The organism is Actinopolymorpha pittospori (genome assembly GCF_014873875.1).
In the GTDB taxonomy this organism is placed as follows: domain Bacteria; phylum Actinomycetota; class Actinomycetes; order Propionibacteriales; family Actinopolymorphaceae; genus Actinopolymorpha; species Actinopolymorpha pittospori.
The window spans coordinates 839,405-861,973 of the sequence record NZ_JADBEM010000001.1 but is presented as its reverse complement, the minus strand read 5'-3'; the positions used below and the strand labels follow the sequence as shown (position 1 = coordinate 861,973).

Genomic DNA, 22,569 nt, shown 5'->3' with positions numbered 1-22,569 from the left:
CTTCTTCACCACAAAGGCCTTTTCTTGCCGGACTGCGTTGTGAGCGCTAACCCAGCAAGATAAGGCCTTTGCCTATGAAAACGGCCATCCAGCCCAGCCGACACGCTTGGTCAAGGGCTAGTTGACGGTGACCTGCGCTGGCCACGGATGCCCCCCGATCGACGCGACGAGCGCAATCGCCGCGGCCTGGGCGTCGGTCGTCTACTGCGACTGATTGGCGCGGGCCATGGACGCAGGCGGCATGGGCGACCGACGGTCGACGCAGCTGGCGGGCCTCCGTGGGCAGGTTCGCAGGTCGGGTCCGGTGACGGCGCCAACTTCGCGCACTACCCGTCCACGGTCGAGCAGGTGTTGGCGATCGATCCGGAGGTACAGCTGCGTGGGTTGTCCCAGGCTGCCGCGGCCAGGGCGCCCGTGCCTGTCGAAGTTCACGCCGGCACAGCCGAACTGCTGCCGGCCGCCGATGCGAGCATGCACGCCGTGGTGTTCGCCATGGTGCGGTGCTCGGTGCCGGATCAGCAGGCGGCGCTGGCCGAGGCGGTACGTCCGTCACGCCACAAGGCGGCCTCGCCGCCCGCCGCACGCCGAATCCTTCGGGGTAGCCGATCGACCCTCTTCGCGAGCATGGACCCGATCGACAGACTGTTGCGTACTGCGCGAATCTTGAGTGAAGCGGCACCGCGGTCCCAGGTGCGGCTGGGATCGCTGATCAGCGCTCGGGGTTCCTTCCGACGCCCCGCCCCACCTCCACAGGGGCGCGCCCGGCGGCCGCGAGGGTGGTTCGCCCCGAACGTGCAGAGAAGGATGCCGCACGCACCGCCGGCACGTCGCGGTCATCCACCGAGGTGGAACTTCGCTGAGTCAGCCGGCAGTGGCGGGGGTCGCACCGCGCCGACTTCCCTGCCCAGTTGGTAGGTGGTGCGACTTCGGGGTGGCCGGGTGTGCGGCTACCCCACCGGCGGAAGTGCCTCAGGTCGTCGAGATCGAGGAGCCCGGCGTAGAAGAGCTGGATGTAGAGCGTCCGGGGTCAGGACGCCTTGCGTCGGGGGAGCTGATCGGAACCGGGGGAGTCCTGTAGAAGCTGCGACACCCACTGCGGCGACACACCGAGCAGGTAGCCGACGTCCCGGACGGTGAGGCCTTGGGTGTGGAGGAGGGACGCGGAGGCGCATCTGACGAGGCGCAGCCTCCGCAGCGGCCACCGCCTCGGCCTGTGCCTGCTCCACCACCCGGAACTCCTCCTGCCATCGGCAGGGAATCTGCACGTTGACGTCGACCGCGACGGTGTCGTAGTCCACCTCGAGCCACACGGCGATGAGGTCGCGGGTCATGTGTTCGATCTGGTCGACTCGGCGGGCCTGGGTCACGGCGCGAGTTCGGGGACGGTGACGATCCACCACCCGTCCTCGCGTTCGGCGACAGCGCGGTAGATCTTGGCTTCGCTCACTGCAGCCAGCCACCCCTTCGGCAGGCAGGCCATGTGGCGGCCGAAGGGTCGCGGGCTGCGCCTGGTCACCGATCAGGGGACGGCGACCGGGAAGTGTGGAACGTCTGGCGGCAGAACGCGCCGAACCAGCAGTGGATCGTCGTCGCCGAAGAGCTGCCGAAGGCGAGGGCGGGCGGGATCGCTTCCGACATCGAGAAGTCGGCCGAGCGGACGGGGCGACCACCATGCGGGTCCAAGTCTTGCCGGTCGGGAAGCTGCCGGTCAACGAGTGAGCGGAGCCGGCGCGGAATAGTGACTAGCTGTTGTGGATCATGAGGTCCTACCTCTTAGTAGCGGTTGCTCTGGTCCTTCGTACGATCGGAGAGCCCAGGGGCTCCGGGCATGGCTGTCATGAGGTTGCCGCTGTGATGGCTCCAACAACTTGGCCACCGGAACCCCGCGACGACTCGACTGCCAATTGGGATATGCGACTGCGATCGCTGCTGTAGGACAACGTCGGCGAGGTCGTCTGCGGGTCCGCAAATTCGACGAGCTCACGGAGGTGGCCGTGCCCCAGATCTGGGCCGGAGTAGACATCGGCAAGACGCATCATCACGCAGTGGTCATCGACGTAGACGGCAAGCGCTTGTTGTCGCGGCGGGTCAAGAACGACGAAGGCGAACTCCTAGCTCTTATCAGCGATGTCTTGGAGATCTCGCAGGATGGTCTTCTGCGGCCCGATGCACAAGCAAGCGCTGCTGGCGCTCGCACGCCGGCAACTCAACGTCCTGTGGGGCAATGATCCGAGACGGAGAACAGTTCCATGCGCCACCTACTCAGGTCGCGCTAGCGGCTTGACAAACCCGATTGGGAAGTTGTTGACGGTGGTCGGGGTGTGAGGGAGGGGTAGATCACCCGGCGGCAGGATGGAAGTGCGACCAACCGTCCTGTTCCGCTGAAAGGGACCTACCCCTCGTGTCACACGCTAGCGCCTCGTTGACTCCTGCCGGCCGGCTGCGTCTAGTTACCCGGTGCCAGTCCCGTCCGATCGCTCACGTGGCCGCCGAAGCCGGCGTGTCACGTCAGTGTCTGTCGAAGTGGGTGAATCGCTACCGGGCTGCCGGTGAGGCCGGGCTGGCCGACCGGTTACCGGTCCAGCGCCCCGCACTCCTGCCCGTCCCAGATCCCGCCGCAGGTGGTGGAGCTGATCGAAGGCTGGCGGCGAGAACACAAGTGGTCCGCGCGGAAGATCGCGGTCGAGCTGGCCGCGATGGGTCATCGGATCTCTGTGGCGACGGTGGGACGTTGGCTGGTCCGGTTGGGCATCAACCGCCGCCGCGACCTCGACCCCACTGGCACCAGCAACCGGCGGCCGGGCACGATCACCGCCCGCTACCCCGGCCACATGGTCCACCTGGACGTGAAGAAGGTCGGCCGGATCCCCGACGGCGGCGGCTGGTGGGCCCATGGACGCGACAGCGAAGCCCACCGGGCCGCCCGGCGCGCCAGCGCCAAGCAGCGCGTCATAGCCAAGAACAACGGTGGAGCCAAAGTCGGGTACGTGTTCCTGCATTCGGCGGTTGACGGGTTCTCCCGGCTCGTCTACACCGAGCACCTGCCCGATGAGACCGCGGCCATGGATGCCTACTTCAGGCTGACCTGCACGCCGCCGGAGAAGGCGGAGTCGTGCAGTTCGATGTGGTCCGGCGTGGCGTCTGCCGCGATGTCGAACACGATGACACCGGACAGGCTGTTGCCCGGGTTGATCTCCTCGAAGAGCGACTGCGACTCCTCACCCATGTAGATCGCGGCTTCAGTGTCAGCCGAGGCCTTACGGTTCTGGGTGTCGAAGAGGTACTGGTTGTCGCCGAAGAACGTCTGCGGCTCGTCACTCTTGTTGGCGACCTTCACATGCACGAGGACGAACTGTCCCTGCGCCTTCGTGTTCAGGTACTCGGTGCCGATCTGCTTCTTACCGGTCTCGATCTTGGTGACCGTGAAGGTGAACTTGCCGTCGTTGGTGGGCTGGTTCAGCCCAGCGGTCCTCGGCTTGTCGTCGCCCTTGTCTTCCTCGGCCTTGTTGTCCGTGGTGGCGGGCCGGTTGTCGGCCGGTGCGCCACCATCGGTCGCTGCGGTGGTCTCGCTCGCTGCCGGTTCGGTAGTGCTGGTGTTGTCGTCGCCCCCGCCGCCGAGCTGCGAGACGATGACGATCAAGACGATCAGCCCGACGAACGCGACGACGCCGATACCGATGAGCCTGAAGCAGCCGCCCTTTTTCTTGGGCTGCGCGGTCTGGTCACTCATGGTGATCCGTCTGTCCTCTCAGATGTGCTCCCACTCTCCGTGAGTGGGCAGCGCGAGGTGGGCGGGAATCGAACCCGCCAGTAGTCACACCAAGGCACCCCACCCTGCAAAACCCCCAGTTGACCGGCTCCTCCCCGAGCCGGGTCAACGCTGGATGGAGGCTAGCAGGCAGTCACCCCCAGTCAGCGCCAGTAAGAGATCCCCCCGCTAACAAAATGATCACGCCCAGGACGCGTATCAGCCACCACGGCCCGGCCAACACTCTTGAGAGCCAAAACGGCTGACCCGCAGACTCGCGGATCAGCCGTCTCTTCTCTGCTCGGACCCGGTGCGAGGTCGGTGCTCTGTGCCGACCCCCACTCTCCTTACTCATGTCACCCCCTTCGGTTGCACCGTCCTTCGCCGAAAGTTCCAGCACGAAGCCCGGCACGTCAGCCTCGGCTCCCTCCGGCCCGTTGCCGAGGAAGATCGCCGGGTCGCACAGCTCCTCGCCCCGGGGCCAGCCGAGCTCGCGGGCCAGCACGGTCGCGCGGACCTTCGGTGGCAGGCGCTTGAGCTTGGCTTCCTCATCGCAGTAGAGGTGCCAGTCCGCGCCGACGACCTCCTCGGTCGATGTGGCCGTTGGTGTACCCGGGGCCATGCGTCGATGACGCCGTAGGTCAATGCCGCGAGAGATATCGTGGAAGAAGCTGCTCCGTCAGCTGTTCTTGTTTCGCTCGAGCGCGCAATCCGCACGCTATGTTCGATGACAAGGCGAATTATCGTTCCCCTGATGCACTCGGTGTCGCCTACGAACGACCCGAGGACGTTTCGGATACCGACATCGAGACCTATCTTCGGCCGCACTTGCGTAGCGAACAGCGCACCCGTGACTTGGAGCGTTTCTTGGCGGCGTTCGACAACAGCCACACAATTGCGATCGAGTCTCAGCTGCGTAAATTGCAGGCCCCAACCTTGATCGTCTGGGCTACGGACGACGTCTACTCCCGGTAAGATGGGCTTACTGGCTGGCGGAGACCATCCCGGGGGCAAAGCCCCCAGTCGAGCTAGTCGGCGCGCGACTCTACTTCCCCGAAGAACGAGCCGACGAATTCAACGAGCTCTTGCGCAGGAGCTGGCTAGTGTTGCGTGATTCTGGTTGTGTTATTTCGCGTTGTTGTCGACGAGTTTCTTGATGTTGGTCTGGACGAGGCGGACCTTGGCGAGGATCTCTTCGCTGGTGGCGGTCCAGGCGAACGGCTTCGCGTCGATGTTCCAGGTGTCGATGTAGTCCTTGATCTGTTTGATCAGCACGTTCACCGAGGTGAAGGTGCCGCGGCGGATCGACTGGCGGGTCAGGATCCCGAACCACGTCTCGATCTGGTTGATCCAGCTCGACCCGACCGGGGTGAAGTGGAACCTGACGTGCGGATTCTCCTCCAGCCAGGCTTCCACCTCTGGCGTGGTGTGGGTGGACAGGTTGTCCAACACCACATGAATGTCCTTGCCCGCATGAGGTTTGACGGCCTTCTTCAAGAAGGCCAGGAAGTTCACCCCGTCCCGGGTCGGCGTGGCCTCCCCGAGGACCTGGCCGGTGCCCACATCCAGGGCTGCGAACAGGTTCGTGACACCGTGCCGCACATAGTCGTGGGTGCGTTTCTCGGTCACGCCGAAGTCCAACGGCAGTAGCGGCTGGGTCCGGTCCAACGCCTGGATCTGTGTCTTCTCATCGATGGAGAGCACCACCGCCCCACCGGGCGGGTCCAGATACAAGCCGACCACGTCGGCGACCTTGTCCGCGAACGCGGGATCCTTGGACAGCTTGAAGGTGCCATGTCGGTGCGGTGCGAGGCCTTCCTCCCGCCACACCCGAGCTACGTAGCTCCACGACACGCAGATCCCCTCGGTCCGCTTCAGATACGCAGCCAACCCACGGGTCGACCAGTGCGACAGCCCCGTCCCAGCCGGCGGAGAAGTCCTGGTCAACGCCACCACCCGAGCCCGCACCCGCGGTGGAACCTGCACCCGCGGCGCAGCCCGATCACGATCGTCCAACCCGGCCAGGCCATGCTCGGCGTGGCGGCGGACCCACCGATCCACCGTCGGCAACGACACCCCCGCCAACTCCGCGATGTCCTTACGACGCCGACCTTCCCCATGCCACAACACGATCCGCGCCCGAGTCGCCAGCACGGCCGACACATCCCGACTGTTCACCAACGCCCGCAACTCAGCGTCCTGCTCCACCGAAAGCTCCACACCGAGTCAACGAGCCACAACACGAAAAGTAACGCAACCAGAATCACGCAACACTAGACGGTGTTTCGTCCTGAACGGGCTCGCGGGGGCCACTATGCAGAACGTCGTCAGCATCGACTTCACCCCCGCCTACGTCGAGCCCGCTCGCGCACCCACGGCCAAGACCGGGCTGAGCGGCCTCGTTCAGTACCAGTCGGCGACATCGCTACCTTCCAGCCCGACCCGCTCCTCCAGGCCGCGGTCACCATGCACGTCCAGAGGAACGTTCACGACAAGACCATCTGGTTCGGGCACGTAGCCGAGAGGCTCGCCCCTGGCTCACGCCTGGCTGTCTGGGACAGACAGCCGCGCCCGGCGCGCCTTCCCTGACTCATGCTCTGGTCACTGGACGGCACCGACAGCTTCGTGGTCACCCCAGAAGCACTGCTCGCCGCGACCGAAAGTGCCGGCTTTTCCGGCATCGAATGGGCCACGAGTCCACCTGGGTCAAAGACTGGATCGCCAAGCCTGTCGGCGACGGGCTACCGGCCGGCCCAGCTCTGCCGATGCTCCTCGACGGCTGCTACACCCGCGTCATCAACTTCGCCGCCGCCCTCACCAACGACAGCTGAAACCTGACGCGGATCCTTCACCAAAGCCGCGCGGGACAAGGCTGTTGTGGTCAGGATGGGCGAGGAGCGCGGCGATCTCTGCGCTGGGCGAGTTCGTCCTCGTCGACCAGGGTGAGCATCGGCTTGCCGGGTGCGCACAGCATCGTGACGGTGAAGCGGAGCGGAATGTCGTCGCGGTTGTTGCCGTCCTGGTAATGGATGACGTCTCCACCGGGTTCCCAGAACGCCTCTCCGGCATGGAGGACCCGTTCCGGCTCACCTTCGAGTTCGAACACCATCTCGCCCTCCAGGACGTAGCCGAAGCATGGTCCGGTGTGGCGGTGCGGCGGCACACCGGGGTCGCCAGGTGGGTACTCGATGACAATGGTCATCGCATGTGCCCCCTCCGGGATGAACGGCGGCTCGATCTCCTGCAGCGTGGTGATCGCGGTCTGCCACGCGGTCGATCTCGGGTTGGGTCCGGTGTCGGGCATGTGAACCGCCTTTCGTTGTGTTTCGTGAGCTATGGATTAGTTGCCGATAGGGTTGTGGCTGAGCCAGTCGCGGTAGCGGATCGTGCCGAGTGTGGCGCCGTTGCCCGGAACCAGCGTCCGCTCGCCGGGCAGGCCCCCGAAGTAGCGCGCCTGCGGGTCGGTGACCACCTCACGCGGATCGCCCCAGGCGGCCAGGGCGTCGTGGAAGAACTCGTCCATCTGGAACTGTTCGGGCCCACCGACCTCGGTCCTGCCGTTCAACGGCGGGCCCGCCGCGACCCGGCCGACTATCTGGGCAGCGTCGTCGCCCGCGATGGGCTGGAAGCGCACGGGCGGGATCCGCACGTCGTTGCCGTCCGTGGCCGCCTCGGCGATGCTCGGAGCGAACTCGAAGAACTGCGTCGCGCGCACGATCGAGAACGGGACCGTCGACTGCTCGATCAGCTGCTCCTGGAAGACCTTGGCCCGGAAGTAGTCGTTGTCGGGCATCCGATCCGTCCCCACGATCGACAGCGCGACGTGATGAACGACGGCGGACGCCTTCTCCGCCGTGAGCAGGTTGCCGGTGGAGGTCTGGAAGAACTCCATCACGGCGTCGGGCTCGTACGACGGGGAGTCGGTGACGTCAACGACCGCTTGCGCGCCCTGCAGTACCTCGGTCAGGCCTTCGCGGGTGAGGGTGTTGACACCGGTGTTCGGAGCCGCCGCCACCGCCTCGTGGCCGTGTTCACCCAGCTGCTCCACGAGCTTCGACCCGATCAGGCCGGTACCACCGACTACGACGATCTTCATGGCCACCTTCCTTGTCCGCCGGAGACTTGTTGCATGCCACCGCCAACCAAAACTAAGCCTGAACAGGCTTCACGGTGCCCGAACCGGTGCAGGCTGAGATGCCAAGGAATGCGGCGAGCAGTGGTGCGGGGACATACCTTCAGGGTGCCTGAAGGTAGGGGCTGTTCGTGTCTTGATCTGTGTGGAGGTGGTGAGCGCGCCCGAGGTTCGTCACAGACCATGTCCCAGACCCACTTTGCGGCTTCAACGGGTGGAAAAAGTCTCCGTCATCTGCAGTTCTGCCCGCCACACCTGGCCACTTACCTGAACTGCAGGTGAGAAGGCATTCATGGGTGGACCAGTGCTACCGGGGCCGGATGCCCCGATCAGGACGGGCCGGCCATGGTGGGGCCCGCCTCACACAGGCCGTGCCCAGGGTGCAGGGGCGGGGAGCCACCTGGCGGCGGCGGTCGCCGCGAAGGGCCCGGACGCTCCGGGGAGAGACAGCAGCCTGGCGGCGCCTCGGCCTTGCCCTCGGGTGCAAGTCGGCCGGCTCCGTGATGGCGATCTGGGATGTGAACGACCCCGCGGCCGCGCCGGGCCAGTAGTGCTCGCCCGACCCGGTGGTCCTGTCGCCGCCAGACCACTGTCTTACTCGTGACGCCAGACCACTCAGTCGACGACGCGGTAGCCATAGGCGTCTTTCATTCGCTCGTTGACCCAGACTGACTCGCCTTGCGGGTCGGTGACTTCGAGCATGCGCCCCCACGCTTCATCGGTTATGCGCGCGTCGCTGAACCCGGCGTCTCGGAGGCGCTTCTGCAGCGATTCGAGAGGCTCGTCGGTGTCGAACACGACGGAGCTCTCTTCGCGGTCGGCGCCGCAGAGGTTGATGATGCTGACGTCGCCAGGCATCTCAACCCGCCATGCTTCTCGGAGATGATGTGCGCCTCGAACCCGAGTAGTTCGAGGAACCTGCGCATCTCGTCGATGTTCGCGCTGAAACGGATTGGTGCGGAGGAGATCACCGGCTCGCTTCCTTCGCGTTGGTCACGTTGTCCACGTAGCTGCGCATAACCCGCTCGACGAGGACACTCAGCGAGAGATCCTCGTCGATCGCGCGGTGCTTGACCTGCGTGACGAGATCACGAGGTAGACATTGAACTGAACTTTCGCCGACAGGTCGGCCTCGTTGGGCGGGCTGTCGTAAGTGATGTCGAACAGGCAAGCGGCGAGCGCGTGGCCGGGTTCCATTCAGTGACGGTGGTACCCGGCCCGTTGGCACGCAGGGTCGTCGCAAAGCTGGCCATCACTCGGTGGGACCGCAGTTACTAATCCTTCCGTCGTCTACCCGCCGACTGTAGGCACCGGCGAGCGCCGAGAGCGGGGGACGATCGTCTCGACCAGTCCAGGACTCACGTTGTCCGACCACCGGGTCTTTGACTGTTCTCTCGACTCCAGGTCCAGATGGAGGGGTACCCAGCCCTGGAGCGATGTCGCTCTTGCACGATTCCCGCACTCCCGCACTCCCGCACTCCCGCTCGCCGTCGCGCCGGCCCGACGGCTCATTTCGTCGAATACTCCGATCGCAGCTGCGCCGCAGACTCCTGCACCAGTCCCAGCTGAGTCGCCGTCGGCCGACTGACCAAGTTGACCAACCAGTCGGCGGCGACTCTGAGCTGGTTGGCCCGGTGCGGGATGGCACCGAGGTGGTAGCCCTTCGTGACCACCTTCGCGGGCAGACCGGTGAGAGGCAGCCCGAAGGGCCGGGCGACGGCCTTCGTGCCGCCGAGGTCGGCGACCAGGCGGAGGTCGCGATGTCGGTAGGTCGTTCGCGTCCCGACCCCGAGGGAGGCAGCGACGTTCCGGGCGATCACTGTGCCCTGGCGCTGCGCGTGCTGAGCCGTCGGCGGGTAGTCCATCCCGTCGCGGTCGTACGGATCGATCGCGGCAGCGGAGTCGCCGGCAGCCCAGACGTGGTCGCGCAGCTTCAGGTACTCGTCGACCACGAGCTGCCCGCGGCGTACGGGCAGGCCGAGGTGGGCAACGATCGGTGGGGGCGTCACGCCAGCCGTCCAGAGGGCGGTGTGGCACGGGAGCACCGTGCCGTCCGACAGCTCCACCTCGCCGGGCCGCATCGCGGTGACGGTTGTACCGAGACGGATGTCCATGCCGCGTCGGCGGAGCAGACGCAGGGTGTAGCGGCCGAGCCGCGGACCGAGCTCGGGCAGGACGGTGGGGCTGAGGTCGACGAGCAGCCATCTCAGGTCGTTGGCAGACAGCCTAGGAAAGCTGGCCAGCTGCTTGTGCGTCATCCTCTGCAGCTGCGCGGCGGTCTCCGTGCCGGCATACCCGGCGCCGACGACGAGGAACGTGAGCCGCGCCCGGCGTACCTCCGGATCGGTGGTGGTGTCGGCGAGCTGCAGCTGCTGCAGCACGGGTCGTGGATGAACTGCCCCTCGGCCAGCGTCTTGAGCCCGAACGCGAACTCGCTCAGGCCCGGCGTCAGAACTTCACGGGTGACGCTGCCGGTGGCGAGGACCAGCCGGTCGTACGGCAGCGACAGCTCCTCGCCGCACGCAACCCGCACCTTCCGGTTGTCGAAGTCGACGCCCTCGACGCGGCCCTGCAAGATGCGGGAGCAGCCCAGCGAGCCGTGCAGGGGCACTGCAATGTGCTGCGGGTCCAGACGTCCGGCGGCGACCTCGGGGAGCAGCGGGCTGTAGCACAGGTGGTCGGTCGCGCTGACCATGGTCACCTCGGCCCGCTCACGAGGCAGGATCTGGGCGAGCTTGCGGGCGGCGATGAACCCGGCGAAGCCGCTGCCGACGACGACGACCTGGGCGGGCGTGTGGGACATCTCTCCTCTCTGACCTGGTGACTCAGTGATGACGGCCACCTTTACCCACGATTACGTATACGAAGGTCAGGCGCGGCGGCCGTAGGTGCGCGGATCCACGGGCTGCTCGGACTTGGGAAGGCCGCCGACCACGAGACGGTAGGAGTCGATCACGAGCTCCTTCACCAGCTTTTCATCGATGGTGCCCCCGCCTTCCGCCGTAATCCAGTGCTTCTTGTTCATGTGATAGCCGGGGGTAATGTCCGCGTACTGGTCGCGCAGGGCTGCGGCGTCGTCCGGATCAGCTTTCAGGATCACGACGGGGCGCCCCGGCATGTCGGTCATGAGCATGAAGACCTTGCCGCGCACCTTGTATAGCTTCCAGTCGGGGCCGGAACGATGCTCCAGGCCGACGCCGGGCAGTCCCACAGTGCAGTCGCCCGCGATCTTCTGCAGCTCCTGTCCGTCCAAAGTGATCAACTCCTCTATCGGTCCGAGTGCCCTGACCGCCGGCCAAGGGCCAAGGTGGCGTCTCCCGCATGGCCGTCACGGACGGGGGTGCCCGCACGCCGGCAACCTCAACAAGCTCGGGTTACGAGCTCTATGTGTTGTGGGTTTTGGTTTCCGGGTGGGTGTCTAGATGAAGGTGAACAGGTGGTCGGCGTGGAATCGCGAGATCGGCGTGGTGTACACCCTCTCCGGGTCGGGGTAGCCGAGGGCCAGCAGCACGGTCGTGCTGTGTCCGGTCTCGCGGATCTTGAACGCCTTGTCGACACTGGTCGGGTCGAACCCCTCCAGCGGCGTGGCCTCGACGCCGAGCTCAGCGGCCGCCATCATGGTCAGGCCCACCGCCATGTAGGTCTGCTTCTCCATCCAGTGGTTCAGGTCCTTGTAGCCGTAGCTGCGCAGGTTGAGGAAGTCTCGGGTCATCGATTCCCACAGCTCCTGCTTCGACGGGTCAGGGAACCGGCCGTCGGCCCTCTCCTTCGTGAACACCGCCTCGAGGTGGCTGTCGGGCACATCGGCCCGGGTGGTGAGGATGATGGTGTGCGACGCGTTCAGGATCTTCTCGGCGTTGTCCTGGAATCGTTCGCCCAGGTTGGCGGTCAGCCGCTCTTTGCCTTCGGGCGTGGCGAGGACGTAGAAGTGGTTGGGCTGTACGTTCACCGACGAGGGCGTGGAGCGCAGGAACCTCAGCAGCTGCTGAAGTGTTTCCTCCGGAATGGTCTTGCTGGGGTCGAAATACCTGGTGAGGTGCTTGTTCATGAGCTTGTCGAGATTCATGTCAATCTGCTTTCTTCTTGCGATGACTGGGTGAGGAGCGGTGGTTCGCAGGTTCTGTGTGCAGCGGGCCAGCAGTTCTCTCACGCGCCCGAAGCTGATTCCTGTCGTTGCGGGGGTGAGGTCGCCCGCGAGGAGAGCCTTGGTGGCCTGTTCGAGTGCCCGCATTGCGTGGGTGTAGAGCGCCGGACCCACGCTGATGCGCTTGATCCCGGCCTTCTGTAGTTCAGCAAACGGTCAGCACCTTGTCCGCCGGCGAGATGAGGACGTTGACCGGCGATCGGTAGGGATGCTGAGCGATGGTTCGCCAGGGGGCTAGTTCTTGCCGCGGGCCAGCAGTTCTCTCACGCGCCCGAAGCTGATTCCTGTCGTTGCGGGGGTGAGGTCGCCCGCGAGGAGAGCCTTGGTGGCCTGTTCGAGTGCCCGCATTGCGTGGGTGTAGAGCGCCGGACCCACGCTGATGCGCTTGACCCCGGCCTTCTGTAGTTCAGCAATGGTCAGCACCTTGTCCGCCGGCGAGATCAGGACGTTGACCGGCGTCGGCGCGACGGCGGTGACGATCGCGGTCAGGGCATCGAGGTCGGGTGGGTAAGGGGCGTAGAGCACATCCGCGCCGACCTCGGCGAAGGCCGTCAGACGCCGGACGGTGTCGTCGAGATCGGGCCGCCCCTGGATGAAGTTGTCGGTGCGGCCGGTGACGACGATGCGTCCCTTGGACGCGTGGACGGCACTACGCATGCGGTTGACAGCGTCGTCGAAGTCGCGGATCGGTTGATCGGGATTGCCCGAGGTGTCTTCGATCCCGATACCGGCCAGGCCAGACGCCACGGCGGCTTCCACGGTCGCAGCGACGTCTTCAGGCGTGTCGCCGTAGCCGTCCTCGAAGTCTCCGTTGACGGGCAGCCCGGTGAGCCGGCCGAACAGCCGCGCATGCTCGAGGTGCTCGCCACGGGTGACTTCGTGACGCCCGTCGGACCGGCCGAGCGTGGCAGCGAGCGCCGCTGACGATGTGGCGATCGCCTCGAAGCCGGCATCGGCCAGCATCAGCGCCGAGAGGCCGTCCCATGCGTTCGGCATGACGAGGCCACCGTCGCGGGTGTGCAGCGCCATGAATTGCTCATAGAGTTCCGAGCCCGGCATGCCGAACCTTTCCCGAGTGATCGTTGGAGACAGTGACGGATCGAGCGGCTAGGTCCGCCGCCTCGACGAGGACGCCGACGCTCATCCCCGCGTACCGACCGAGCTGGCGGTGGGGATGTCGTTGTCGGTCTGGTTGACGTTGTTGATGAAGTTGGTCAGCAGGACCTGTACCGCCACGGTGACGATCGCCAGGATCTGCGGGTCGGTGTACCCGGCGCCTCGCACAGCGGCCAGATCGGCGTCGCTCACCTGACCGCGGCTCTCCACCACCTGCTGAGCGAAGCGAGCGACCGCGGCGCGCTTGGGATCGATCGAGCTCCCGGCCCGGGCCAAGTCGATGTCATCGCTCGACATGCCAGGGAGTCCGGACGATACGTGCGTGTGCATCGCCAGGCAGTAGTCGCAACCGTTGGCCTGCGACACGGCGAGCGCGATGGTGTGCCGTGTCTTCGCGTCCAGAACCCGGCTCAAGGTGCCCTGCAGTGTCATCACGACGTCGAGGACGGCCGGGTTCGACGCGAGCGTTGCGAACATGTTCGGGACGAAGCCGAACTGTGCGCCGACGTTGTCGAGGATGCCTTTCGCCCCGTCGGGGACGTCGTCAGGAGAGGGAGCGTTCAGTCGTGACACGGCGAGTCAGCCTCCGGTGAGTGTGTGAACGGTCATCGTCGGGCCCAGGTCGGGGTCGTAGCGGTTCAGAGGTGCAGTCCCCGTGGTGACTGCGAACTCCGCCGGCAGTCTTTTTGGGCTGCCCGGCCCATTTCGCAGAGTCAACACCACTCGGATCTGGGCTGTCAAGCCCAATCTGGGGTACCGTGAAGCATGACCGCCACTACGGCAGCTGCGCCGCCTCACAAGCTCACGTCCAAGGGGCAGGCAACGCGTGCCCGCATCCTGGAGCAGGCCGCTGAGCTCATTTACACCAAGGGCGTCCACGCGACGAACAACGAACAGCTCCGCCGCGCCGCCGGCGTCAGCGGATCGCAGCTCAACCACTACTTCCCGACCAAGGAGAGTCTCGTCCTGGCCGTGATCGCCTGGCAGGCCGAGCGCGTCCTCACGTTCCACCGCGGCGAGCGATTCAATTGCTTCGACAACCTCGACGCGCTTCGGGCGTGGGCGGATTTCTACGTCGGCTACGAGCGCGCCTACCAGGAAGGCTGCACCCTCGGCTCCCTGGCGAGCGAGATCATCAAGACGGACCTCGACGTTCACGACGAGCTGGCGAGTGCGTTCGACCAGTGGAGGGGCATCTTCCGCGATGGAATCGAGCGCATGCAGCAACTCAGCCGTATCAGCGCTGAGGCAGATCCCACGCAGCTGGCCAATCTGCTCCTTGCCGCCTTCCAGGGCGGCATGCTCCTCGCCCAGGTCGCGCGGGACATCGCTCCACTCAAAGATGCGTTGCAGACAGCCATCGACCACGTGCAGACCTTCGCGACGTCTCCCGACGCCGGCGTACTCCAAGCTCGGTAGCCGCTTCCACGTGTATGGGCGACCCGGCCGACCGCCGGTAGCCCGCGGGTTCGGCCGAGCCGTCGTTCACGTCAGGTTCCACGGTGGGCCGTCCTCACCCGGCGGCGCCGGAGGCCTGCCCTACGGTGACGCTCGCGGACGGGCGGCGCGTCGATCTCCTCCGCGGGGCGGTCTCGTCGGTTGCGGCGGCGTACTGAGGCGATCGCGGTGCGCCTGAGGGCGGCGTCGTCCAGGTCGTAGGAGGTCGGGCCGGTCGCGGAGGTGAGACCACAGCAGCCGGTGATCGCGGTGTCGACGCACAGCGCGGCTAGCGACGCCTCGGCCAGCGGGCCGGTGAGCGCGAGCTCGCCCGGCCGTGGCCGGCCCGCCACCGGGCCGGGGCGGCCTGCTGCCCGGGGGCTTGATGCCCGGAGGTCCGGCTCAGGTGGTGATGCGGTCGGTTAGGAGGTCGGCGACGGTGTGAGGTTCGCGGCCGAGGAGCTGCGTGAGGAGGGGGTCGGTGCCGGCGAAGCGGCCTTGGCGGGCGGCCTGGAAGAAGGTGAGGAGCATGCGGGCCGTGGGCTCGGGGGTGCCTTGTGCGCCCCGGTCGTTGATCCACTGCTCGTCGTCGACGACGATGCGTTTGACGGTGCGTCCGCTGACCCGGGAGGCGGTTTCAGCGATGTCGTTGAAGGTGTGGGCGCTGCTCGCGGTGAGGGTGATGGGGCCGTCGAAGGTGTGGTCACTGGCGAGGATGAGGGCTGCGGCTTCGGCTGCATCGGCCCGGTCTGTCCACGAGACCGGTCCGTCGGCGGGTGCTGCGATGGTCCCTGTTTGTTGCCAGGGGCCGAGCAGCCAGTCGAGGCTGTGGGCGTAGAAGCCGTTGCGCAGAGAGGTCCAGGCGACGCCGCTGTCGGCGAGGACGGCTTCGGTCGCGGCGTGCTCGCGAGCCGGGGGAAAGGGGCTGTCGGGGCCGGCGCCCTGGTGGCTGGTGTAGAGGATGCGGCGGGCGCCTGCCGCGACCGCGCACTCGATCGCCGTGCGGTGCAGGGCCGCCCCGTCGCTGTTGGGGTCGTTCTGGGAGACGAGCAGTATCTGGCCGGCGCCCTCGAAGGAGTCGCGCAGAGCGGCCGGGTCGTCGTAGGCGCCGCGTCGCACGTGCACGCCGCGGTCGGCGAAGTGCTGGGCCTTGGCGACGTCCCGCACGCTGACGCCGATCTGGTCTGCGGGGACGAGCTTGAGCAGGTGCTCGACGGTGATGCCGTTGAGGGCGCCGGTCGCACCGGTGACGACGATCATAATGATGGCTTCCTGTCTGCTGCGATGGACATACGGAGGGGAGGTCAGATCCCGGGGTGGCGACCGGAGGCGTGCCGGGCCGCCGGCATGCGGGCGAGGAAGGACGGGGCTGACCGAGGGTGCTGGGATGGCAACACTGACGGGAGGGCAGACCCGCTCCGGCGGGCGGGGCGGGCCAAAGACCCCTGGAGCAGCATGTCCACCACTGACGACTACCGGCTGTCCTCAATCCCCGGCCAGTCGGACGAGAATCCGCCGGCATCTACATTGCACTCGAAGCTGCCATCCGCGAACTGCACGGGTCCAGCAACCCAGGCCCTGATCCAATCCCTCAAGCTGATGAAGGTGGTCGACCCGACCTATTACCCGTTGGCACGAGCCGTACGGCGAAGTCGGATCTCGACATCACCGTCGAACCCGAGATCTCACCACTGCCGAGAGGGCTTGCTAGGACCTGGCCGCCGTCAGTACCGGCGGCTCGGAAACGCCGTCTAGCAGGGCACGCGACTCCTCGGGTAGCTCGAGCGTGAAGCCCGCCAGGTTCTCCACGTACTGCGACATGGTGCGCGGTCCGATGATGACCGAGGTGATGCCAGGACGACTACGCACCCACGCCAACGCGACCGCGGCCGGTGTGGCGTCCAGCTTGCCGGCGACATCGGCAACCGCCTCGGCGATGGCAAGGTTGCGGTCGGTCAGGTTGCTCTGGGCCCAGGCGCGGGCGCCTGGCTGGTCGCTTGCCAGGAGGCGGCCCATCCTGGTCGCGGGATCGGGCTCGCCGCCACGCTGGTATCGGCCCGCCAGGATTCCGCCGCCGAGTGGGCCGCACACCAGGACGCCGAAACCGTGTCGGGCGCTCACCGGCAGGATCTCCGCTTCGATGTCCCGGCGCAGCAGCGAGTACTCCGGTTGCAGACTGACGAACGGCGTACCACCGACACGGTCGGCCGCCCACTGTGCCTCAACGATCTGGCTCGCGGTGAAGTTGGAGCAGCCGATGTAGCGGACCTTTCCGGATCGCACGAAGCCGTCCAGAGTCGCCATGGTCTCTTCCATCGGTGTCACCGAATCGGGGAAGTGACACTGATAGAGGTCCACGTAGTCCGTGCCGAGCCGGCGCAGGCTTGCTTCGAGCGAGCGCGTGAGATGCACGCGGGACAGTCCGCGGTCGTTGGGGCCAGGGCCTGAGGGCATGGCGCCCTTGGTGGCGAGAACCACCGAGTCACGGCGTCCGTGCAACGCGCGGCCTACGATCTCCTCCGACTGCCCGGAGTTGTAGTTGCTGGCGGTGTCGATGACGTTGTGTCCGCTGTCCAGGAACGTGTCGATGAGACGTCTGGCCTCTGGCTCCTCGACGCCGAGTCCCCACCCGGTGCCGAAGTTCAACGCTCCCAGGCACATCCGCGACACCTTGAGACCGGACCGACCCAGCGTGACGTAGTCCATGCGCGTCTCCTTGGTTCGCTGGCGGCTTGAGGATCCCCTGCTGTACCGCCTAGTATCGGAATCGTGATTCCGGTTAGACTATACGGAGCGGAAATTCCGGTTGTCAATCTCCGCTCGCGTCTGGACTCGTGATGGACGAGACGAAGCGAAACCGTCCGCTACGGGCCGACGCCCGCCGAAACCGGGCGCGCGTCCTCGACGCGGCCGAGAGCGTGTTCGCTGCCGACGGGCTGTCGGCGGCGATGGAGGACATCGCCCGGACGGCCGGTGTGGGAGTGGGCACCATCTACCGGCACTTCCCCACCAAGGACGCGTTGTTCGAAGCCATCATCGTCAACCGCTACGAACGTCTCGCGGACGACGCCGACGCGTTGTCGGCCGCGAAGGATCCAGGCGAGGCGTTCTTCGAACTCTTCACCCGGATGGTCGACCAGGCCGCCGCCCAGAAGGCGTTCGCAGACCCGCTGGCGCAAGCGGGCGTGGACATCAAGGCGTCCACATCGGCTATCGGCCAGAGATTGCTGGCGGCGCTCGAACGGCTTCTCATTCAGGCCCAGCAGGCCAGAGCAGTCAGGGACGACGTTGGACTTCCGGAGGTGATCGCGGTGCTGTCAGGAAGCTGCCATGCCGCGGAGTACGCCGGCAGGGACCACTCCGTGCGAGCGCGCGCGTTGGCCATCGTGTTCGACGGCCTTGCTCCACCTCGATGACGCGCGCGTTCTGAGGCTATACCTCAGTCCGATGCTCCAAGGTGGACCAGCTTGTCGGGCGCCATGACCATGGGGCGCACGCTTCCTCCTCGGTGTCGCACGCACACGGTCGGCGCGCTGGAGGTGCGACCGAGACGGTGAAGAAGGGGCATCCGACGTACATCGCGAGGCACGGCCGGTGGGTCTCCCACGTCGCCGCAGATCATGGACTACGTACGCGCGAGGCCGACTGGAGCGACAACCCATGCGCTGCGCTGGATCGGGCTGTAAGCACGAGGTTGGCGGTGCGCCTGGCGACCATCTGCGGGCGTCAGGCGCACCACCACGATGCTGCGCTTGACTACCCCCGGTGTCGTGCCCGAGCTACCCGCACGCTGGCTCTCAGACGAAAGACCTCCCGGTGCCTGCGCCGTCAACAACCCTCAGGTCACTACGACTAGCCGGCGAGGCCGGCCCACGACCAGTGCGGAAGGCGTATCCCCGTCGGGAACCTTGTCCTTGGCGCTGTGGTGGCGGGCCATGCTCGTCGTGGTGGCCCACGCGAATTAGTCATGTAACACCTGCCGCACTGGGTCGGTCAGCCCGATGTCGTCGAGCGCTTGGACGAAGCAGTCAATTGCTCTTTGACCCAAACTCCTCGTGCGGCTCGCTGCAGCTTTGCAGGCGTACGACGAACGTCTCATCACCGCACTGTTGTGAATAGGTCGTGGGTCCGCCGAGCGCCTCGGCCCAGTGGACGGCGGGCCGCCAGTGGCGCGAGACTTTCCGCCGGCCGCGAGGTGGGTTGCGCAATTGAGTGACACCGTCACCTGTCGAGGTCTAGTCTGATCAGCCTGCGAGCCAAGTGAGCAACGTCGAGCATCACTGAGCACGGCGTCACGGCCGTCATCCCTCGGAAAGGGTGATCGCATGGGTCGCTAGGTCGAGTTGAGCCGCGCAGCCCGACTGGTGACAGCGGGCGGCTGACTCGCCGCCCCACTACACCAACGCCCTCCAGCGAGGCGAGCGCAGCAGGTCTCACGACCGTGGTGTGGTTTCTTGGCGAGCCGGCACCGGGACTCGTCGGGACGAGTCGGTTACCGGCGCCACGGTCGTCGGCGATGCCTTGGAGTCGCTCGCCGAACTGGTGCGGGTCATCCGGGTCGCGGTCGTCACCGCGTATGCCGGCGGCCGTGATCCCGACCAGCCACGCCACCTCACCGGATCCGTGAGCTTGTCCCCCCGATCGACGTCGCAGGAAAACCACTCGAATCCATCGCGGCCGTAGGGCGCGACTTCTATCGAGAGGAGAGCAATGCAGCCCGATCAGTCTTCGGCGTCCGCCCCTGCCTCGGGCAAGAAGCAGGTGTCGCGCCGTTCCATCCTCGCGGCGGTCCCGGCCGCCATGTTGATGACGGCCGCCGCAGCGTGCGGTAAGTCGTCTGGCTCGTCCATGGACTCCGAAGAGAGCCACAGCGGGACGGTCACGCTGACCTACGCGTTGTGGGACCAGGAGCAGCTGCCGGCGATGAAGCAGATCATCGCGGAGTTCGAGAAGACCAACCCCAAGATCCGGGTACGCACCGCAGTGACACCATTTGACTCGTACTGGACCAAGCTGCAGACCGCAGCGACCGGTGGCAGCGCGCCTGACGTGTTCTGGATGAACCTTTCGTACTTCCAGCTGTACGCGTCCAATGAGATCCTCCTGCCGCTGACGAAACCGATCGCGGACGCGAAGATCGACATGACGCAGTACGAGCCGGCGATCACGAAGGGCTACACCTTGGGTAAGGACGTCTACGCGCTGCCGAAGGACATCGACAGCATCGGTCTCTGGTACAACAAGAAGCTCTTCGCCGAGGCCGGACTGCGCGTGCCCGACGCCTCGTGGAAGTGGTCGGACCTGATCGCCGCGGCGCAGCGACTGACCAAGGGCGAGGTGCACGGAATAGCCGCGACCCTGTCGGCCCAGGAGACGTACTACAACACGATTCCGCAGAACAACGGCTATGTCATCTCTCCCGATGGGAAGAAGTCGGGCTGGGACCTGCCGGCGACCATCGAGGGCCTGCAGTTCTGGACTGACCTGATCAACAAGTACCACGTCTCGCCGACCCTGCAGCAGATGACCGACACCGAACCGAACCAGATGTTCGGCGCCGGCAAGGTCGCGATGTACTACGGCGGCTCCTGGGAGTCCATCGCCTTCAAGAGGATTCCGTACGCGAAGGAGAATGTTGACGTAGCGCCACTGCCGCAGGGCAAGGTGGCCAAGACGGTGAGCAACGGTCTCGGGAACGTCATCTACGCGAAGACGAAGTACCCGCGGGAGGCCTGGGAGTTCGTCAAGTTCCTCGGATCCCGGCGGGCCGCGGAGATCCAGGGCGAGACCGGTACGGTCATCCCCGCGACCAAGGGTTCCGGCACGCAGGACGCCTGGGTGAAGTCGACGCCGGAGTTCAACCTGCAGACGTTCGTCGACGAGTTCCAGTACAACTACGCGTTCCCGGTCTCGGTGAACACGGCGGTCTGGAGTGACTACGCCACCAAGACACTCGCCGACGCGTGGACCGCGAAGAGGCCGGTCGCGACCGTGGCCAAGGACCTCGCCAAGCAGATGAACGAAGCCCTCGCGAAGGAGCCGAGCCGCCCCAGCTAGCGACCGATCGGAGGTGGAGAGTCTACGGCCATGGTAGTAATCACCGAACAGGTACAGAACGAGAGGCGTACCAGTAGTCCCGGCCGGCGGCGTTCGGCCCAGAAGAGGTTGGAGGCGCGCTGGGGTTGGCTGCTGGTGGCGCCGAGCGTCATCGGCCTTGGCGTCTTCTCCATTTGGCCGATCTTCCGCACGTTCTACTACTCGTTCACGGAGTGGGGTGCGTTCGGGGGACACACCTGGACCGGTCTGGAGAACTATCGGACGCTCTTCTCCGATCCGGAGATCCTGCACTCACTGCGGAACACACTCGTGTTCGCGGTGCTGTCGCTGCTGAGCGTGCCGATCGGCATCGTCGTCGCGGCGCTGCTGAACCGACCGGGCCTGCGTGGGCTGGGTATCTACCGGACGCTGTACTTCCTTCCGGTGATCACGCTGCCCTCCGCGGTCGCGCTGATGTGGAAGTTCGTCTACAACGGCGACTACGGTCCGCTCAACCAGGTCCTGGGGGTGGTCGGGATCGAGGGTCCGCACTGGACGTCGAACCCGGCCACGGCACTGTACGCCGTAGCCATCGTCTCGATCTGGTCCTCGATCGGCTACAACATGATCCTGCTCCTGGCCGGGATGCAGACGATCCCGCGCCAGTTCTACGAGGCCGCCGAGATCGACGGCGCCGGCAAGATCCGGCAGTTCTTCTCCATCACGGTGCCGCTGTTGTCGCCGACGATCTTCTTCGTCACCGTCATCGGCGTCATCAACTCCCTGCAGGCGTTCGACCTGATCTACGTCATGATCGGGAAGAACAACCCCGCACTGGCACAGAGCGAGACGATCGTCTATCTCTTCTACGACAAGGCGTTCGTGCAGTCCAACGGCGGATACGCCGCCGCCATCGCCTTCCTCCTGCTGGGAATCATCATCGCCTTCACCGGCTGCCAGTTCTGGCTGCAGAAGAAGTGGGTGCATTATGAGTAGCGCCGTCGAGGCGTCCGCGGTCCGTGTCCGCGGACGCCGACGGGACAGGTCCAGCCACCGCGTCGTCCACGTGGTCCTGTCGGTGGGGGCGCTGCTGATGGTCGCGCCCTTCCTGCTGGAACTGTTGATCTCGGTCGAGACGTTCGCCGAAGCCACCTCCGTCCCGCTGACGCTGTTCCCGAAGGTCTGGCAGTGGTCGAACTACATGGACGTCTTCAGCGCCATGCCGTTCCGCCAGATGCTCGTCAACACGGTGCTGATGACGTTGGCCCGCACCATCGGACAGTTGGTGTTCTGCTCGCTGGCCGGGTACGCCTTCGCCAGGTTGCGGTTTCGCGGCCAGGGGGTGGTGTTCGGGCTCTTCCTGTCCGTGCTGATGGTGCCCTCGCAGCTGTTCCTGATCCCGCAGTACGAAATCATTCACGGGCTGAACCTGCTCAACAGCCTTCCCGCTCTCTTCCTGCCAGGCATCTTCAGCGCCTTCGGCACCTTCCTGATGCGGCAGTTCTTCATGCAACTCCCCCGGGAGCTCCAGGAGGCTGCCTACATCGACGGCGCCGGACCGTTCCGGACCTTCTGGCAGGTGGTACTGCCGCTCGCTCGGCCCGGGTTGATCGCGCTTGCCATCCTGGTGATCATGTGGTCGTGGAACGACCTGCTGTGGCCGCTGGTAGTGAACACCGACCCGGGAAGCATGCCGGTCTCCGCCGGTCTGGCCACCCTGCAGGGGCAGTACCTCACGAACTACCCCGTGTTGATGGCGGGATCGGTGATGGCAAGCCTGCCGCTGATCATCATCTTCATCGCGTTCCAGCGCCACTTCATCGAGGGCATCGCGTTCAGCGCCACCAAGGGCTGAGCGAGATCACGGTGGACCCGAGTCGGTCGCCGAGAACGGACACGACGTCACCGCACTCGAACTGTCCGATGTGCTGCTGAACGCTGAGACCCAAAGGAGAC

At 65.8% G+C, this 22,569-nt stretch carries 25 protein-coding genes and 2 pseudogenes; 10 read left to right on the top strand and 17 right to left on the bottom strand.

Annotated features, from left to right (window positions below; genetic code table 11):
• Positions 1-147 precede the first annotated feature (147 nt).
• Positions 148-534, top strand: a pseudogene (locus HEB94_RS54315) (class I SAM-dependent methyltransferase); the annotation flags it as partial.
• Between the two features lie 175 nt (positions 535-709).
• Here the strand turns inward: HEB94_RS54315 and HEB94_RS54310 are convergent.
• Positions 710-1,012, bottom strand: a complete 303-nt coding sequence (locus HEB94_RS54310; protein WP_192756218.1) for a hypothetical protein — start codon at positions 1,010-1,012, stop codon at positions 710-712.
• Positions 1,013-1,994: 982 nt separating this feature from the next.
• Here HEB94_RS54310 and HEB94_RS03920 point away from each other — a divergent pair.
• Positions 1,995-2,228, top strand: coding sequence for an IS110 family transposase (locus HEB94_RS03920; protein ID WP_202896102.1), 234 nt, complete (start codon positions 1,995-1,997; stop codon positions 2,226-2,228).
• Positions 2,229-2,401: 173 nt separating this feature from the next.
• Positions 2,402-3,059: pseudogene (locus HEB94_RS03915) on the top strand (helix-turn-helix domain-containing protein); the annotation flags it as partial.
• Positions 3,060-3,070: 11 nt separating this feature from the next.
• Here HEB94_RS03915 and HEB94_RS03910 read toward each other — a convergent pair.
• Both HEB94_RS03910 and HEB94_RS03905 read right to left on the bottom strand, forming a co-directional pair.
• Positions 3,071-3,730, bottom strand: coding sequence for a DUF4352 domain-containing protein (locus tag HEB94_RS03910; RefSeq protein ID WP_192748672.1), 660 nt, complete (start codon positions 3,728-3,730; stop codon positions 3,071-3,073).
• A 172-nt stretch (positions 3,731-3,902) separates the two neighbouring features.
• A complete protein-coding gene (locus tag HEB94_RS03905; RefSeq protein WP_192748671.1) occupies positions 3,903-4,370 on the bottom strand; it encodes a hypothetical protein in 468 nt (155 codons plus the stop codon).
• A 98-nt stretch (positions 4,371-4,468) separates the two neighbouring features.
• Here HEB94_RS03905 and HEB94_RS03900 point away from each other — a divergent pair, with 98 nt between their 5' ends.
• The gene (locus HEB94_RS03900; RefSeq protein WP_192748670.1) at positions 4,469-4,723 is read left to right on the top strand and encodes an alpha/beta fold hydrolase; all 255 of its coding nucleotides are present in this window, start codon (positions 4,469-4,471) and stop codon (positions 4,721-4,723) included.
• A 150-nt stretch (positions 4,724-4,873) separates the two neighbouring features.
• On the opposite strand, the gene HEB94_RS03895 is transcribed toward HEB94_RS03900, so the two are convergent.
• Positions 4,874-5,956: an IS630 family transposase gene (locus HEB94_RS03895; RefSeq protein ID WP_202896100.1), complete on the bottom strand. Its 1,083-nt coding sequence runs from the start codon at positions 5,954-5,956 to the stop codon at positions 4,874-4,876.
• Positions 5,957-6,432: 476 nt separating this feature from the next.
• Here HEB94_RS03895 and HEB94_RS03890 point away from each other — a divergent pair, with 476 nt between their 5' ends.
• The gene (locus HEB94_RS03890) at positions 6,433-6,579 is read left to right on the top strand and encodes a hypothetical protein (protein WP_192748668.1); all 147 of its coding nucleotides are present in this window, start codon (positions 6,433-6,435) and stop codon (positions 6,577-6,579) included.
• A gap of 50 nt (positions 6,580-6,629) precedes the next feature.
• Here HEB94_RS03890 and HEB94_RS03885 read toward each other — a convergent pair whose 3' ends face one another.
• The 10 genes from HEB94_RS03885 to HEB94_RS03845 all read right to left on the bottom strand — a co-directional run bounded on the left by HEB94_RS03885 (position 6,630) and on the right by HEB94_RS03845 (position 13,713).
• Positions 6,630-7,052, bottom strand: a complete 423-nt coding sequence (locus tag HEB94_RS03885; RefSeq protein WP_192748667.1) for a cupin domain-containing protein — start codon at positions 7,050-7,052, stop codon at positions 6,630-6,632.
• Positions 7,053-7,088: 36 nt separating this feature from the next.
• A complete protein-coding gene (locus HEB94_RS03880) occupies positions 7,089-7,844 on the bottom strand; it encodes an SDR family oxidoreductase (protein ID WP_192748666.1) in 756 nt (251 codons plus the stop codon).
• Positions 7,845-8,495: 651 nt separating this feature from the next.
• Positions 8,496-8,738 (bottom strand): hypothetical protein, encoded by a 243-nt coding sequence (locus tag HEB94_RS03875; protein ID WP_192748665.1) that lies wholly within the window; start codon positions 8,736-8,738, stop codon positions 8,496-8,498.
• 180 nt (positions 8,739-8,918) lie between these two features.
• Positions 8,919-9,077 carry a hypothetical protein gene (locus HEB94_RS03870; protein ID WP_192748664.1) on the bottom strand — a complete coding sequence of 53 codons (159 nt, stop codon included), beginning with the start codon at positions 9,075-9,077 and terminating at the stop codon, positions 8,919-8,921.
• 311 nt (positions 9,078-9,388) lie between these two features.
• Positions 9,389-10,249, bottom strand: a complete 861-nt coding sequence (locus HEB94_RS52200) for an NAD(P)/FAD-dependent oxidoreductase (RefSeq protein WP_337918504.1) — start codon at positions 10,247-10,249, stop codon at positions 9,389-9,391.
• Positions 10,135-10,683: an NAD(P)/FAD-dependent oxidoreductase gene (locus HEB94_RS52195; RefSeq protein WP_273374853.1), complete on the bottom strand. Its 549-nt coding sequence runs from the start codon at positions 10,681-10,683 to the stop codon at positions 10,135-10,137. Before HEB94_RS52195 ends, HEB94_RS52200 begins: the two co-directional genes overlap by 115 nt.
• Before the next feature lie 66 nt (positions 10,684-10,749).
• Positions 10,750-11,133, bottom strand: coding sequence for an MmcQ/YjbR family DNA-binding protein (locus HEB94_RS03860; RefSeq protein WP_192748662.1), 384 nt, complete (start codon positions 11,131-11,133; stop codon positions 10,750-10,752).
• A gap of 165 nt (positions 11,134-11,298) precedes the next feature.
• Positions 11,299-11,946, bottom strand: a complete 648-nt coding sequence (locus tag HEB94_RS03855; protein ID WP_192748661.1) for a nitroreductase family protein — start codon at positions 11,944-11,946, stop codon at positions 11,299-11,301.
• A gap of 312 nt (positions 11,947-12,258) precedes the next feature.
• A complete protein-coding gene (locus tag HEB94_RS03850) occupies positions 12,259-13,083 on the bottom strand; it encodes an isocitrate lyase/PEP mutase family protein (protein WP_192748660.1) in 825 nt (274 codons plus the stop codon).
• A gap of 81 nt (positions 13,084-13,164) precedes the next feature.
• Positions 13,165-13,713, bottom strand: a complete 549-nt coding sequence (locus HEB94_RS03845) for a carboxymuconolactone decarboxylase family protein (protein ID WP_192748659.1) — start codon at positions 13,711-13,713, stop codon at positions 13,165-13,167.
• Positions 13,714-13,905: 192 nt separating this feature from the next.
• Between HEB94_RS03845 and HEB94_RS03840 the strand changes: the two genes are divergently transcribed.
• Positions 13,906-14,559, top strand: coding sequence for a TetR/AcrR family transcriptional regulator (locus tag HEB94_RS03840; protein ID WP_192748658.1), 654 nt, complete (start codon positions 13,906-13,908; stop codon positions 14,557-14,559).
• Between the two features lie 71 nt (positions 14,560-14,630).
• Here HEB94_RS03840 and HEB94_RS48960 read toward each other — a convergent pair whose 3' ends face one another.
• The 3 genes from HEB94_RS48960 to HEB94_RS03825 form a co-directional block, all read right to left on the bottom strand.
• Positions 14,631-14,930 (bottom strand): DeoR/GlpR family DNA-binding transcription regulator, encoded by a 300-nt coding sequence (locus HEB94_RS48960; RefSeq protein ID WP_202896099.1) that lies wholly within the window; start codon positions 14,928-14,930, stop codon positions 14,631-14,633.
• Between the two features lie 49 nt (positions 14,931-14,979).
• Complete coding sequence (locus HEB94_RS03830; protein ID WP_192748657.1) at positions 14,980-15,837, bottom strand: NmrA family NAD(P)-binding protein; 858 nt, start codon at positions 15,835-15,837, stop codon at positions 14,980-14,982.
• Between the two features lie 447 nt (positions 15,838-16,284).
• Complete coding sequence (locus tag HEB94_RS03825) at positions 16,285-17,283, bottom strand: aldo/keto reductase (RefSeq protein WP_192748656.1); 999 nt, start codon at positions 17,281-17,283, stop codon at positions 16,285-16,287.
• A 131-nt stretch (positions 17,284-17,414) separates the two neighbouring features.
• Between HEB94_RS03825 and HEB94_RS03820 the strand changes: the two genes are divergently transcribed.
• The 4 genes from HEB94_RS03820 to HEB94_RS03805 all read left to right on the top strand — a co-directional run bounded on the left by HEB94_RS03820 (position 17,415) and on the right by HEB94_RS03805 (position 22,468).
• A complete protein-coding gene (locus tag HEB94_RS03820) occupies positions 17,415-17,993 on the top strand; it encodes a TetR/AcrR family transcriptional regulator (protein ID WP_192748655.1) in 579 nt (192 codons plus the stop codon).
• Between the two features lie 1,294 nt (positions 17,994-19,287).
• Complete coding sequence (locus tag HEB94_RS03815; protein ID WP_192748654.1) at positions 19,288-20,634, top strand: ABC transporter substrate-binding protein; 1,347 nt, start codon at positions 19,288-19,290, stop codon at positions 20,632-20,634.
• A gap of 30 nt (positions 20,635-20,664) precedes the next feature.
• Entirely contained in the window at positions 20,665-21,609 is a 945-nt protein-coding gene (locus tag HEB94_RS03810; protein WP_192748653.1) for a carbohydrate ABC transporter permease, read from the top strand.
• The gene (locus tag HEB94_RS03805; RefSeq protein ID WP_192748652.1) at positions 21,602-22,468 is read left to right on the top strand and encodes a carbohydrate ABC transporter permease; all 867 of its coding nucleotides are present in this window, start codon (positions 21,602-21,604) and stop codon (positions 22,466-22,468) included. Before HEB94_RS03810 ends, HEB94_RS03805 begins: the two co-directional genes overlap by 8 nt.
• Positions 22,469-22,569 lie beyond the last annotated feature (101 nt).

Excerpts from the sequence above, each read along its gene's own strand:
- HEB94_RS03880 (WP_192748666.1), bottom strand. The coding sequence starts at position 7,844 with ATGAAGATCGTCGTAGTCGGTGGTACCGGCCTGATCGGGTCGAAGCTC.
- HEB94_RS03825 (WP_192748656.1), bottom strand. The coding sequence starts at position 17,283 with ATGGACTACGTCACGCTGGGTCGGTCCGGTCTCAAGGTGTCGCGGATG.
- HEB94_RS03815 (WP_192748654.1), top strand. The coding sequence starts at position 19,288 with ATGCAGCCCGATCAGTCTTCGGCGTCCGCCCCTGCCTCGGGCAAGAAG.
- HEB94_RS03805 (WP_192748652.1), top strand. The coding sequence starts at position 21,602 with ATGAGTAGCGCCGTCGAGGCGTCCGCGGTCCGTGTCCGCGGACGCCGA.
- HEB94_RS03840 (WP_192748658.1), top strand. The coding sequence starts at position 13,906 with ATGACCGCCACTACGGCAGCTGCGCCGCCTCACAAGCTCACGTCCAAG.
- HEB94_RS03830 (WP_192748657.1), bottom strand. The coding sequence starts at position 15,837 with ATGATCGTCGTCACCGGTGCGACCGGCGCCCTCAACGGCATCACCGTC.
- HEB94_RS03910 (WP_192748672.1), bottom strand. The coding sequence starts at position 3,730 with ATGAGTGACCAGACCGCGCAGCCCAAGAAAAAGGGCGGCTGCTTCAGG.
- HEB94_RS03875 (WP_192748665.1), bottom strand. The coding sequence starts at position 8,738 with ATGCCTGGCGACGTCAGCATCATCAACCTCTGCGGCGCCGACCGCGAA.
- HEB94_RS52195 (WP_273374853.1), bottom strand. The coding sequence starts at position 10,683 with ATGTCCCACACGCCCGCCCAGGTCGTCGTCGTCGGCAGCGGCTTCGCC.
- HEB94_RS03870 (WP_192748664.1), bottom strand. The coding sequence starts at position 9,077 with ATGGAACCCGGCCACGCGCTCGCCGCTTGCCTGTTCGACATCACTTAC.
- HEB94_RS03890 (WP_192748668.1), top strand. The coding sequence starts at position 6,433 with ATGGGCCACGAGTCCACCTGGGTCAAAGACTGGATCGCCAAGCCTGTC.
- HEB94_RS03820 (WP_192748655.1), top strand. The coding sequence starts at position 17,415 with ATGGACGAGACGAAGCGAAACCGTCCGCTACGGGCCGACGCCCGCCGA.
- HEB94_RS03905 (WP_192748671.1), bottom strand. The coding sequence starts at position 4,370 with ATGGCCCCGGGTACACCAACGGCCACATCGACCGAGGAGGTCGTCGGC.
- HEB94_RS03885 (WP_192748667.1), bottom strand. The coding sequence starts at position 7,052 with ATGCCCGACACCGGACCCAACCCGAGATCGACCGCGTGGCAGACCGCG.
- HEB94_RS03855 (WP_192748661.1), bottom strand. The coding sequence starts at position 11,946 with ATGAATCTCGACAAGCTCATGAACAAGCACCTCACCAGGTATTTCGAC.
- HEB94_RS03850 (WP_192748660.1), bottom strand. The coding sequence starts at position 13,083 with ATGCCGGGCTCGGAACTCTATGAGCAATTCATGGCGCTGCACACCCGC.
- HEB94_RS03810 (WP_192748653.1), top strand. The coding sequence starts at position 20,665 with ATGGTAGTAATCACCGAACAGGTACAGAACGAGAGGCGTACCAGTAGT.
- HEB94_RS03900 (WP_192748670.1), top strand. The coding sequence starts at position 4,469 with ATGTTCGATGACAAGGCGAATTATCGTTCCCCTGATGCACTCGGTGTC.